Genomic DNA, 12,650 nt, shown 5'->3' on the forward strand with positions numbered 1-12,650 from the left:
GGATCGATCACCCGAACCGCGAGCCGAACCATGAGCCGGACATTCCGGCGACATCATGCAAAACCGTATCTTTTCTCATCTGTTCGGCGATCTCGCGCGCGACTTCGGCCAGCCCGTCATGCTTTGGCAAGTCGGGGTGCTAATCGCCACGCTCGCGCTCGCCTGGTTGCTCGCCTGGCTGTTGCGCCGGGCGCTCGATCTGCGTCGTCAGACCCGCTATCAGACGCTGCGCTTCGGCGCGGAAAGCCTGAACCGCGCGTTTTTCCCGCTGATCGGCGCAGTGCTGGTGTGGATCGCACGGGCGATCGCCGGGCGGTTCATCCACACGTCGCTGCTCGATCTCGCGTTGGTGCCGCTCTTCGGCATCGGCTTGATTTACATCGTGTTTTTCTTCGCGCGGCGCGTCTTCAGCCATGACGGGGAGACGCACCCGTGGCTTTTCCTCGTCGAAAAGATCGTTTCTCTGGGCGTGTGGGTCGCCATGGTGCTCACCGTGATGGGCATTCAGGACGACGTGATCGCGTGGATGGCGAGCGTGCACTTTCGTGTCGCGAATGCGCACATGACGCTGCTCTCGCTCGTCACGGGCCTGCTGTGGGTCTGCGTGACGATGATCGTCGCAATGTGGCTCGGCTCGGCGTTCGAAGACCGTCTGATGCGCGCCGCGACGCTCGACGCGAATCTGAAAGTCGTGGTGGCGCGTGTCGGCCGCGCGGCGTTTGTACTGGCGGCGGTGTTGATCAGCTTGTCGCTGGTTGGCATCGACATCACCGTGCTCGGCGTATTTGGCGGTGCTCTGGGCGTGGGGCTGGGGTTTGGCTTGCAGAAAATCGCCAGCAACTACGTGTCGGGCTTCATCATCCTGATCGACCGGTCGCTGCGAATCGGCGACACGATCAACGTGAGCGGCCTGCAAGGCATGGTCACGCAGATCCGCACCCGATATACGGTCGTGCGCGGTCTTGACGGTATCGAAACGCTGATTCCCAACGAAAAACTGATTACCGACGTCGTGCAGAATCAGTCGTCGTATCTGACGCGTGGCTATGCGAAGGCGGCCGTGCAGATCGCCTACACCGCCGATGTCGAGCAGGCCATGGCACTTCTCGCGCAAGCAGCGGACGGCGTGCCCCGCGTACTGACGGACCCGGCGCCCACGCCTTATCTCGTAGGTTTTGGCGCCGATGGCATCAACCTGGAGCTAGGCTTCTGGATTGCAGACGCGGCAACTGGCACATCAGCCGTCCGCTCGGCGGTCAATCGCAACATCTGGCAGCTTTTTTCCGCACACGGCATCTCCATTCCTTTCGCGCAACGCGAAGTTCGCATTGTCGGGAATGCGGCTGAGGTAGCAAATGTCGGAGGCATGTTGTCAAAATCGGCAACTGTGACCGACGGGACGGCTAATCAGGCGGGCAACGCTATTTAGCGGGCACTCGCGCGGCACTGATGAGTCTAACGGGCTTGCTGCGGGGCTGTGTGCGTTGATGCTGCACAAAAAATCCCTATTTGTTACAAACACTTGGAACGCTTCCAGTAGAATGTCGTCCAATCCCGCTGTATGCTTTCACTTTCTTGACACGCGCAGTTCGCGGGTGTCTCGTGTCTCTCGTTCCACAGGTAAATTGCCTTGTTGAATTCTTTGCTCGATTTCCTTGCCCACGGTCTGATGCGCTTCTCGTGGTGGCAACTTGTTCTGTACACGCTCGCCGTGACACACGTCACGATCATCGGTGTGACGGTTTATCTGCATCGCTGCCAGGCGCACCGCGCGCTCGAGTTGCATCCTGTCGTCAGTCATTTTTTCCGATTCTGGCTGTGGATGACCACGGGCATGCTGACCGGTCAATGGGCGGCTATCCACCGTAAGCACCACGCCAAGTGCGAGACGGAAGAAGATCCGCATAGCCCGCAAACGCGCGGCATCTGGAAGGTGCTGCTCGAAGGCGCGGAACTCTATCGCACGGAAGCGAAAAACGAAGAGACGATGCGCAAGTTCAGTCACGGCACGCCGAACGACTGGATGGAACGCAACGTCTACACCAAGTACCCGATTCTCGGCGTCAGCCTGATGATGGTGCTGAATGTCGCGCTGTTCGGCGTGGTCGGCCTGACCATCTGGGCGGTGCAGATGGTGTGGATTCCGTTCTGGGCAGCCGGCGTGGTGAACGGTCTCGCGCACTTCTGGGGTTATCGCAACTTCAACTCGTCGGACGCCAGCACCAACATTTTCCCGTGGGGCATCATCATCGGCGGTGAAGAGCTGCACAACAATCACCACACGTACGCTACCTCGGCGAAGCTGTCGAACAAGTGGTACGAGTTCGACATCGGCTGGATGTACATCCGCATCATGTCGGCTTTCCGCCTTGCCAAGGTGAAGAAGGTCGCGCCCACGCCGCGTCTGACCACGGGCAAGATGGTGCTCGATCAGGACACGTTGCAGGCCGTGCTGGCTAACCGTTACGAAGTGATGGCGCGTTACGGCAAGGCGCTCAAGCGCGCGTATCGTCAGGAACTCGCGCATCTGAAGGAAGTGGGCGCGCGCGAGAAATATCAGGTCATGCGCGGGGCGCGCAGCTGGTTCCACAAGGAAGAAGCGGGGCTCGACGAGCCGCAGAAGCGTCTGTTGCCGCAAATCTTCGCGAACAGCCAGAAGTTGAAGACCTACATCGACATGCGTAACGAACTTGCGTCAATGTGGGAGCGCTCGAACGCGTCGCGCGATCAGTTGCTGGTGCAGTTGCAGGACTGGTGCCATCGCGCTGAAGCGAGCGGCATCAAGGCGCTGCAGGAGTTCGCAATGCGACTGCGCCGTTATGCTTAACCACGAAATCCATTAAAATTTCGTTACGTCACAAAACCCCGCGTTGGCGGGGTTTTGCATTTTGGGCCGCGGAATTTGCATGACGCGATGGGTATTCCACGGCGGCAAAGCGAGGGCAGAAGAGATCATGGATCAGCAGGCGATCAGGGCCGTGGAATACGACCGGCCGCAGGCGCAGGGGACATCCTGCGGGATCGGGCAGGCGTGGGCGAAGGTGCCCGAGGTGCCGTCGGCGCAGGAAAAAGTGGCGCTGAAAGAGCGCATTCGCGCATTGCTCAAGCGCGAGAAGGCCGTGCTCGTCGCCCACTACTATGTCGACGCCGAATTGCAGGAGCTGGCCGACGAAACAGGCGGCTGCGTGGCCGATTCACTTGAAATGGCCCGCTTCGGGCGCGATCACGAGGCCCAGACTCTCGTGGTGGCGGGGGTGCGGTTCATGGGCGAGACGGCCAAGATTCTCAGCCCGGACAAGCGCATTCTGATGCCGGATCTCGACGCAACATGTTCGCTGGACCTCGGCTGTCCGGTAGATGAATTTTCGGCTTTCTGCGACGCACATCCGGACCGCACGGTGGTCGTCTATGCGAATACGAGCGCGGCCGTTAAAGCCCGCGCAGACTGGATGGTGACATCGTCGATCGGACTGGAGATCGTGGCCGACCTTCACGCGCGCGGCGAAAAGATCATTTGGGCGCCCGACCGGCACCTGGGCGGTTACATCCAGAACAAGACCGGCGCGGACATGCTGATGTGGCAGGGTTCGTGTGTCGTACACGACGAATTCAAGGGCATTGAACTCGATTTGCTGCGCGCCGAATATCCGGGCGCGAAAGTCCTGGTTCATCCGGAGTCTCCGGCCAACGTGGTGGCCCAGGCGGATGTCGTCGGCTCTACCACACAGTTGATCGATGCCGCGCAGAAGTTGGATGCGACGCACTTCATCGTGGCAACGGACCTCGGCATCCTCCATAAGATGCAGCTCGCTGCGCCTGGCAAGACGTTGATCGCGGCGCCTACTGCCGGCAACAGCGCGACATGCAAGAGTTGCGCGCACTGCCCGTGGATGGCTATGAACGGTCTCGCGAATCTCGCCGACGTCCTCGAACGCGGTCATAACGAGATTTTCGTCGAACGCGCGGTTGGCGAGCGGGCGCGTGTGCCGATCGACCGTATGTTGGACTTTGCGGCGCGTCATAAGAAGCGCGTGCAGGCGAGCGGCGATCTGGCGCGCGACGCGCAGTTGTATTCGAACGTGGGAGCCGCCTGATGAACGCGGCAGCGCAGAGTTCAGCAGTGCCCCGTTCGGCGCCATACAGTCACGCCGAAGCCGTCTCGCCACTCTTCGCCGAGATCCATGCGCAATACGGCGCGGCGTTCGACGCAGCGCTCGCGCGCAACGTCGCCGACGCACTTGCGGAAGACGTCGGCACGGGTGACCAGACCGGCCGCCTCGTCCCCGCCGATGACGTGCGCCGCGCGCGTGTCGTTGTCCGTGAGAATGCGGTGTTGTGCGGCGTGTCCTGGTTCAACGCGGTTTTGCGGCAAGTGGACTCACGGATCGAGGTGCAGTGGCTTTACCGCGAAGGTGACCGGATGACAGCGGACACTCCCGTGTGCGAACTGCGTGGACCGGTCCGTGCGCTGCTCACTGCCGAGCGCAACGCGCTTAACTTCCTTCAGCTTTTATCAGGCGTGGCGACCGCCACGCGCCGGTATGTGGATGCGGTCGCTCATACGCGTACCCGCATTCTCGATACGCGCAAGACGTTGCCCGGCTTGCGGCTCGCGCAGAAATACGCGGTGCGCGTGGGAGGCGGAGCGAATCAACGGCTCGCGTTGTATGACGGCATCCTGATCAAGGAAAACCACATTGCCGCTGCCGGCGGAGTGGGGGCGGCCATGGACGCGGCGCTGGCTCTCAACGCGGGCGTCTCAATCCAGATCGAGGTCGAGACGCTCGAGCAGCTGGAAACGGCATTGGCGCATCGCGCGCAGTCCGTCCTGCTCGACAACTTTTCGTTCGATTCGATGCGGGAAGCCGTGCGGATCACCGCGGGGCGCGCCGTACTGGAAGTGTCGGGTGGAGTGAACTTCGAAACAGTGAGGACTATCGCGGAAACGGGCGTCGACCGTGTGTCGATCGGCGCTCTGACGAAAGACGTGCGAGCGACCGATTACTCTTTGCGTATCGTCTGACGGAAGTTCTTGCTTATAAAGCGCCATCGCCGGCTCGGAGCCGGCGGTGGCGCTTTGCCTTAGATCACACGTTGCGGTTTCGGACGTGCTCGGGCGATAGCACAGTTGGCAGCGCTTTCGGCAAGGTTGCTGGCCAGTCGCGGCTGAAATGCAGGCCACGGCTTTCGCGCCGGGAACGCGCGCCGTCCACGATCAACGAGGCTACGTCCACCAGATTGCGCAACTCGAGCAAATCGCGGCTCACCTTGAAGTTCGCGTAATACTCGTGAATCTCGTCGCGCAATAGCGCCAGCCGGTGTTTGGCTCGCGCGAGGCGTTTGTCCGTGCGCACGATGCCGACGTAGTTCCACATGAGCCGGCGGAGCTCGTCCCAATTGTGTGCGACGACCACTTCTTCGTCGGGGTCCGAAACACGGCTCTCGTCCCAGTCTGGCAAAGGCGCGTGGACGGCGGCGCAAAATCCCTCTTCTTCGATCGCGCGTGCCGCCGAGCGGCCAAGCACGAGGCACTCGAGCAGCGAATTGCTGGCAAGGCGGTTCGCGCCGTGCAATCCAGTGCAAGATGTTTCGCCGACTGCATAGAGCCCTGCGAGATCGGTGCGGCCGGCCAGGTCCGTTACGACGCCACCACACGTGTAGTGTGCCGCCGGGACCACGGGGATCGGTTGCTTCGTAATGTCGATACCGAATTCGAGGCACCTAGCGAGGATCGTCGGAAAATGCTCGCGGAGAAAGTCAGCCGGCTGATGGCTGATATCGAGATACACACAATCTATGCCGCGTTTCTTCATCTCGAAGTCAATCGCGCGCGCCACGATGTCGCGCGGCGCGAGTTCAGCGCGTTCATCGTGATTCGGCATGAACCGCGTGCCGTCCGGCAGCTTCAGGACGCCACCCTCGCCGCGCACCGCTTCGGAGATCAGGAACGACTTTGCGTACGGGTGGAAGAGGCAGGTGGGATGGAACTGGATGAACTCCATATTCGAGACCCGGCAGCCGGCGCGCCATGCCATCGCGATGCCGTCGCCCGTCGCGGTATCGGGATTCGTCGTGTACAGATAGACCTTGCCGGCGCCCCCGGTGGCAAGCACCGTATGCGGCGCCTCGATCGTGACGGTGCGTCCGCTTTCTACATCGAGCGCGTACAGGCCATGGCAACGGCGGCCCGGCAGGCCGAGCCGGTCGGACGTGATCAGGTCGATTGCGTAGTGATCTTCCAGCAGCGTGATGTTCGGATGCTGTCGCACACGCTCGCTCAACGTGGCCACTACCGCGTGGCCCGTCGCATCCGCCGCATGAATGATCCGCCGATGGCTATGGCCGCCTTCGCGAGTCAGATGGAAGCCGAGTTCCGCGGAGTCGTCTTTGGTGAACGGCACGCCTTGTTCGATCAGCCATTCGATAGCAGCGCGTCCGTTCTCGACGATGAAGCGCGTTGCGGCTTCATCACACAGGCCGGCGCCTGCAACGAGCGTGTCGCGCACGTGATTTTCGATGCTGTCCGCCGAATCGAGCACCGCGGCAATGCCGCCTTGCGCCCAATCGCTCGCACCCTCGGTTATCGACCGTTTGGCGATCACCGCGACGCGCCGCGTCTGCGCGAGGTTGAGCGCGACGCTCAGTCCCGCGAGACCGCTACCGACAATCGCCACATCGAATTCCATTGCTCGCATCTCCGTCTTTCGTTTTGCTGTAGCAGCGTGCGATTTACGCGCTGCTAAAACGGGAAAGGATACGCGCCGCGACGGTCGAGGGAAAGCTGGCTGAACGTTATAAGACTATGTATCGCCGACGATGTCGACCCAAGGTCGGCTGGTTCGGTTAGTACAAAACAAAAAAGCCTCGCACGAATGCGAGGCTTTTTATGTATGTCTTGCCGTCGTCAGGCGGCAGGAGCCAAGATTTATTTAATCTTGGTTTCCTTGTACTCAACATGCTTACGGACGACCGGATCAAATTTCTTGATCAGCATCTTTTCCGGCATGTTGCGTTTGTTTTTCGTCGTCGTGTAGAAGTGACCCGTGCCTGCGGTCGATTCCAGCTTGATCTTGTCGCGTGCGCCTTTTGCCATCATTTACTCCTTAGGCTTCACCGCGTGCACGCAGATCTGCGAGCACAGCGTCGATACCGTTCTTGTCGATCAGGCGCAGGCCGGCGTTCGAAATACGCAGACGCACCCAACGGTTTTCGCTTTCCACCCAAATGCGGCGGCTTTGCAGGTTCGGCAGGAACCGGCGCTTGGTTTTGTTGTTCGCGTGGGAAACATTGTTGCCGCTCATCGGCGCTTTCCCAGTTACTTGGCATACGCGTGCCATGAGAGCACTCCTAATACGCTAATTCTGAGTTCGAACGCCGTGAAAGTTTCCCGAAAAGAGTCGCGCTGAAATTCAGGCACGTATCCTTTCCGGAACGCCTTGGTGGCTTCGGAACAGGGGGTTGGAAACAGGCAAACCGGGATTCTAGCAGAAAAAAAGCCGCAAAATCAAACCTTATTTGCGGCAGCAAGACACGGCGCAGGGCCTTTTCCTTTGCCGTTCGTGCTTTTTCCGTACCGTTTCGGGCAAGCTGCAGGCGCCGACGCATGGTCCAACGTCAGGGCCAGCCGTCGCGGGCAAAGGAGTATACGCGGTCGGAGCCGATCACCAGATGATCGACCAGTTGAACGTCGATTAGCGCAAGCGCTTCGCGCAGTGCGCGCGTCAGACTGCAGTCGCTCGCGCTCGGCCGCACAGCGCCAGACGGATGATTATGCGCGACGATCAGGCTCGCGGCATTGAGCGTCAACGCACGCCGCACGATCTCACGCGGATACACCGCCATCCGCGTGAGCGTGCCGCGCGCGCTTTCCTCGCTGCGGATAAGCCGGTGCCGGGCGTCCAGAAACAGCGACACGAACACTTCGTGCGGACGGCCGCCTATGAGCAGGCGCAGATAATTTTCAACGGCTTCCGGAGAATTCATGAGCGACCGGCGGCGCATTTTGTCGACAAGCGAGCGGCGCGCCATTTCCATGATCGCGAGCAATTGCGCTTTTTTCGCGGGCCCGATGCCGCGCAGCCCGTCGAAGTCCGTGTAAGTGGCATCGAGCATTGCCCGCAGTGACCCGAAACGGTCGAGCAGCTCGTGAGCCACGCTGAAAACATCGTGGCCCGGCAAGCCGGAGCCCAGTACTAGCACGACCATTTCAGTGTCTGACAGTACGCTAGGGCCCTGGTCAATCAGCCGCTCACGCGGCATGTCACGTTTAGGCCATTTGCGTCTGCGACGCAATCTGTCCGCCGGAGGAGCCGGAGCACCCTGCGGCGAACGAGCGAAATCCAACATTGGTTCGTCGATCGTCGACGCATAATCAGACATATACAGACAATTCCTCCGCTTGGATTCGGGCCCGGTGCGCGCGATGGACGCAAGCCGAGGCCAGCCATGTGGCTTACAATAGACGCTTTGCGCACGGCACGCCGACGGTTTGCCGCACGCGTCAGCTGCGCCCCGCGGCGCACGCGTGAGAGCGCGCTTCGACTGAGCGAGCATTGCATGAGCATCATCGACATTTCCGAAGTGAAGGCCGGTTCACACGTGACGCTTCACTACCGGCTTTCCCTTGCCGATGGCGCCGAAGTCATCAATACCTTCAACGACAAGCCCGCCACGCTGCTGCTCGGTGCGGGACAACTCGCACCGCCGCTGGAAGACATTCTGATGGGTTTGAAGGTCGGCCACCATTCGACCTTTCAGCTAGCCCCCGGGGCCGCATTCGGTCCCCGCAATCCCGAGTTGATCCAGCGCGTGTCTCTGGCCACGCTGCGGGAAAACAGCATGATCGGCGAGGATTTTTCGCCAGGCGACCTGGTCGAATTCAACGCGCCGGGCGGCGGCCGCTACGCTGGCGTTCTGAAAGAAGTGAACGAAACGTCGGCCCTGTTCGATTTCAACCACCCGCTTGCCGGCCAGGCGCTGGCATTCGAAGTGAAAATCATCGGGATTCTTTAAACATGATCATCGCGGATACGACCCTTGCCGAAACGGAGATCCTGCTGGCTCAACCGCGCGGGTTCTGTGCCGGCGTCGATCGGGCTATCGAGATCGTCGAGCGGGCCATCAAGCTGCACGGCTCGCCGATCTACGTGCGCCACGAAATCGTCCATAACGCCTACGTCGTCGAAGATCTGCGCAAGAAGGGCGCTATTTTCATCGAGCGTCTGGAAGAGGTGCCCTCCGGCAATACGGTCATTTTCAGCGCGCACGGTGTCTCGAAAGCGGTGCGCAGCGAGGCCGAATCGCGCGGGCTGCGCGTCTACGACGCCACCTGCCCGCTCGTCACCAAGGTGCATATCGAAGTGGCGAAGATGCGGCAAGACGGCTTCGACATCGTCATGATCGGTCACAAGGGCCATCCAGAGGTGGAAGGCACGATGGGCCAGGCGGGCGAGGGCATGTACCTCGTCGAAGACATCGAAGACGTGCAGGCGCTGCAGCTGGCCCACCCAGATCGGATTGCGTTCGTCACCCAGACCACGCTTTCGGTCGACGACGCAGCGGAGATCATCGGCGCGCTCAAGGCGAAATATCCGTCCATTCGCGAGCCGAAGAAGCAGGATATCTGTTACGCCACGCAGAACCGCCAGGACGCCGTGAAATTCATGGCGCCGCAGTGCGACCTGGTGATCGTGGTCGGCAGCCCCAACAGTTCGAACTCCAACCGGTTGCGCGAACTCGCCGAAAAGCTCGGCGTGCCTTCCTATATGGTGGATTCGCCCGACCAGATCGATCCGGCCTGGGTCGAGGGCAAGCGCCGGATCGGCGTGACTGCCGGTGCTTCGGCTCCCGAGGTGCTTGCGCAGGCCGTGATTGCTCGCTTGCGCGAGCTTGGCGTGCGCAACGTGCGCGCGCTTGAGGGCATTGAGGAAAACATCGCGTTCCCGTTGCCGCGTGGCTTGGGTCTGCCAGCCTGACCTTTGTGCAATAGTCAAAAAGCGCGCCCTCGGGCGCGCTTTTTTTTGCCCGTGGCCAGCGAGTGCGACCCGTAATTGGTGCCGTATGGCTCAAGGCGCTCACTTTTCGCTTCCATTTTCGATATTTTTTCGCGAATCCGATCCGGCGTTTATTGAAATTTGATGACTATGGCCCCGTTTTGTGAGGCGCGATCAGGCCGCAAACTATTTTGACGCACTAACATGGTGCCGAGACAGAGACGGCGCCGTTTAAATATGATTTAAGCGAAAGCGCGCTGCGGCCGGACCTTGCACAACGTGCCTGCAACACTTGATGCGAAGCGATCCCACGGTGCAACTGATGCACGAAAATCAGTCGCAACCGGGTTGCGCCTTCGGTCTCGGTGCGGTCTTGAGAAGCGGTTGCAATGCAGGAAAACCCTGCCGGTTCAACAATATTGCCCGTCGCAAAATTGGAGTTACAATGCGCGCGTTCTCAAGGCCTTAGGGTCCCGAACAATAGATTTTGCAAGGCGCGGGAGACCTATTTAATGCGAGTCAAGTTTGCTTACGCCGTGTCCATCGCGGCCGCGGTTGCGATGCTGACCGCGTGCGGCAAAAAACAGGATGGCGAGGCGGGAGCAGGAGCATCGGCGGCAGTGGCGGCAGCCGCTGCGCCAGCGAGCGAAGCAATCGTTGTGAAGATCGGCCATGCAGCCCCGCTGACGGGCGGCATAGCGCATCTGGGCAAGGACAATGAAAACGGCGCGCGTCTCGCGGTCGAGGAAATCAATGCACAAGGACTGACGATCGACGGCCACAAGATCGACTTGCAGCTCGATGCGCAAGACGACGCGGCGGATCCGAAGGCCGGTACGGCGGTCGCGCAGAAGCTCGTAGACGATCACGTGGTGGCCGTGGTCGGGCATCTGAATTCGGGTGTCTCGATTCCGGCTTCGAAGATTTATAGCGACGCAAGCACCGTGCAGATCTCGCCTTCGTCGACGAACCCGGCGTACACGCAGCAAGGATTCAAGACGACCTATCGCGTCGTCGCGACCGACGCGCAGCAAGGTCCGGCGCTCGCCAATTACGCCACGAAGGCGTTGGGCGCCAAACGCATCGCCGTGGTGGACGATGCAACCGCCTACGGTAAGGGGCTCGCGGACGAATTCGCGAAGACCGTCGAGGCGAGCGGAGCGAAGATCGTCGCGCGGGAAGCCACGAACGACCGGGCCACGGACTTCCGGGCCATCCTCACAAAGATCAAAAGTGTTCATCCGGACGCCATCATGTTCGGCGGCATGGACGCGACGGGCGGGCCGTTTGCCAAACAGGCGGCGGCGCTCGGTATCAGAGCAAAAATCCTTGGCGGCGACGGCGTGTGTACCGACAAGGTGGGGGAGCTGGCGGGAACCGCCGTGCAAAACCTGGTCTGTTCGGAAGCGGGACTCGCGCTTTCGAAAATGGACAGGGGAGCGGACTTCGAGAAGAAGTACGTGGACCGCTTCCACACGCCGGTGCAGATTTACGCACCGTTCACGTATGACGCTGTGTACGTGATTGTCGATGCAATGAAGCGCGCTAATTCGATCGAGGCGCCCAAGGTGCTGGCTGCGATGCCCTCCACCGATTACAACGGGGTAATCGGCCGCATCGCGTTCGACGACAAGGGTGATTTGAAAGAGGGCGCCATTACGCTTTACGACTTCAAGGACGGCAAGAAAGCGGTTCTCGACGTCGTGAAGATGTGATGACGGGACGTTCAGCCTGACGGCACCGAACCACCCAACGGTGCCGTTTTTGCATCCGCTGAAGGCGAGCCTGCGACTGTGACCCAGTCGTCTGGGCAAACCGGCGGCGGATAAACCCTTACCGGTCTTTTACATCAGTACCCGCAGTGCCGTTGAGATTCCGTGACGCATCACCGCCCACCGGCTGATGAAGAGCGCGAATCCAGTCGCACGGGCTAAGGAGCATTAAATGGATATCTTCATCCAGCAGATCCTAAACGGACTGGTGCTGGGCAGCGTTTATGCCATCATCGCACTGGGCTATACGATGGTTTACGGCATTCTTGGCATCATCAACTTCGCTCACGGCGATGTGTTGATGGTGGGCGCGATGGTCGCGCTCTCCGCCATAGGCGTGCTGCAAAACCACTTCCCTGGCCTCGGCAATGTGCCGACTCTGTGCATCGCGCTGGCAATCGCCGCCGTGGTTTGCGCGGTGGTGGGCTACACGATCGAGCGCGTGGCTTACCGGCCGCTGCGCAAGGCGCCGCGTCTCGCTCCGCTTATCACCGCGATCGGCGTGTCGATCCTGCTGCAAACGCTCGCCATGATGATCTGGTCGCGCAACCCGCTGCCTTTCCCGCAGCTTCTGCCCACCGATCCGCTGAACGTGATCAAGGCCACCGATACGACGCCCGGCGCCGTGATCTCGATGACTGAAATCGTGATCATCGTCGTCGCGTTCCTCGTTATGGCAGGCCTGCTGCTGCTCGTCCACAAGACCAAGCTCGGCCGCGCGATGCGCGCCATCGCCGAGAACCCGGGCGTCGCCTCGCTGATGGGCGTGAACCCGAACTTCGTGATCTCGGCCACCTTCATGATCGGCTCGGCGCTCGCCGCGCTCGCCGGCGTGATGATCGCCTCCGAATACGGCAACGCGCACTTCTACATGGGCTTCATCCCC

General features: G+C 60.7%; 12 protein-coding genes. 8 read left to right on the forward strand and 4 right to left on the reverse strand.

Features of this window, described 5'->3' with window-relative positions:
* The first annotated feature begins 55 nt into the window (after nucleotides 1-55).
* From BCA01S_RS23240 to nadC, 4 genes are all read left to right on the forward strand, one after another.
* On the forward strand, nucleotides 56-1,429 hold the full coding sequence (locus BCA01S_RS23240; protein WP_027778979.1) for a mechanosensitive ion channel family protein: 1,374 nt from the start codon (nucleotides 56-58) through the stop codon (nucleotides 1,427-1,429).
* 201 nt (nucleotides 1,430-1,630) lie between these two features.
* Nucleotides 1,631-2,827 (forward strand): DesA family fatty acid desaturase, encoded by a 1,197-nt coding sequence (locus BCA01S_RS23245; protein WP_027778980.1) that lies wholly within the window; start codon nucleotides 1,631-1,633, stop codon nucleotides 2,825-2,827.
* Nucleotides 2,828-2,954: 127 nt separating this feature from the next.
* Nucleotides 2,955-4,094 carry a quinolinate synthase NadA gene (gene nadA / locus BCA01S_RS23250; protein WP_027778981.1) on the forward strand — a complete coding sequence of 380 codons (1,140 nt, stop codon included), beginning with the start codon at nucleotides 2,955-2,957 and terminating at the stop codon, nucleotides 4,092-4,094.
* Nucleotides 4,094-5,023 (forward strand): carboxylating nicotinate-nucleotide diphosphorylase, encoded by a 930-nt coding sequence (nadC, locus tag BCA01S_RS23255; protein ID WP_042319182.1) that lies wholly within the window; start codon nucleotides 4,094-4,096, stop codon nucleotides 5,021-5,023. The genes nadA and nadC overlap by 1 nt, the downstream gene beginning before the upstream one ends.
* A 64-nt stretch (nucleotides 5,024-5,087) precedes the next feature.
* Here the strand turns inward: nadC and nadB are convergent, their stop codons facing one another.
* The 4 genes from nadB to radC form a co-directional block, all read right to left on the reverse strand.
* Nucleotides 5,088-6,686, reverse strand: coding sequence for an L-aspartate oxidase (gene nadB / locus BCA01S_RS23260; RefSeq protein WP_027778983.1), 1,599 nt, complete (start codon nucleotides 6,684-6,686; stop codon nucleotides 5,088-5,090).
* A gap of 239 nt (nucleotides 6,687-6,925) precedes the next feature.
* On the reverse strand, nucleotides 6,926-7,093 hold the full coding sequence (rpmG, locus tag BCA01S_RS23265) for a 50S ribosomal protein L33 (protein WP_007180630.1): 168 nt from the start codon (nucleotides 7,091-7,093) through the stop codon (nucleotides 6,926-6,928).
* 10 nt (nucleotides 7,094-7,103) lie between these two features.
* The gene (rpmB, locus tag BCA01S_RS23270; RefSeq protein WP_006050117.1) at nucleotides 7,104-7,337 is read right to left on the reverse strand and encodes a 50S ribosomal protein L28; all 234 of its coding nucleotides are present in this window, start codon (nucleotides 7,335-7,337) and stop codon (nucleotides 7,104-7,106) included.
* Between the two features lie 277 nt (nucleotides 7,338-7,614).
* Nucleotides 7,615-8,379: a RadC family protein gene (radC, locus tag BCA01S_RS23275; RefSeq protein ID WP_027778984.1), complete on the reverse strand. Its 765-nt coding sequence runs from the start codon at nucleotides 8,377-8,379 to the stop codon at nucleotides 7,615-7,617.
* Nucleotides 8,380-8,556: 177 nt separating this feature from the next.
* Between radC and BCA01S_RS23280 the strand changes: the two genes are divergently transcribed.
* The 4 genes from BCA01S_RS23280 to BCA01S_RS23295 all read left to right on the forward strand — a co-directional run.
* Nucleotides 8,557-9,012, forward strand: coding sequence for an FKBP-type peptidyl-prolyl cis-trans isomerase (locus tag BCA01S_RS23280; RefSeq protein WP_020069108.1), 456 nt, complete (start codon nucleotides 8,557-8,559; stop codon nucleotides 9,010-9,012).
* 2 nt (nucleotides 9,013-9,014) lie between these two features.
* Nucleotides 9,015-9,974: a 4-hydroxy-3-methylbut-2-enyl diphosphate reductase gene (gene ispH / locus BCA01S_RS23285; RefSeq protein WP_020069107.1), complete on the forward strand. Its 960-nt coding sequence runs from the start codon at nucleotides 9,015-9,017 to the stop codon at nucleotides 9,972-9,974.
* Between the two features lie 530 nt (nucleotides 9,975-10,504).
* Nucleotides 10,505-11,707, forward strand: coding sequence for a branched-chain amino acid ABC transporter substrate-binding protein (locus tag BCA01S_RS23290; RefSeq protein WP_027778985.1), 1,203 nt, complete (start codon nucleotides 10,505-10,507; stop codon nucleotides 11,705-11,707).
* Nucleotides 11,708-11,936: 229 nt separating this feature from the next.
* On the forward strand, nucleotides 11,937-12,650 hold a 714-nt coding region (locus tag BCA01S_RS23295), incomplete at its 3' end, for a branched-chain amino acid ABC transporter permease (RefSeq protein ID WP_042319186.1).

It is taken from the genome of Paraburkholderia caledonica NBRC 102488, from assembly GCF_000685095.1.
Taxonomy (GTDB): Bacteria; Pseudomonadota; Gammaproteobacteria; order Burkholderiales; family Burkholderiaceae; genus Paraburkholderia; species Paraburkholderia caledonica.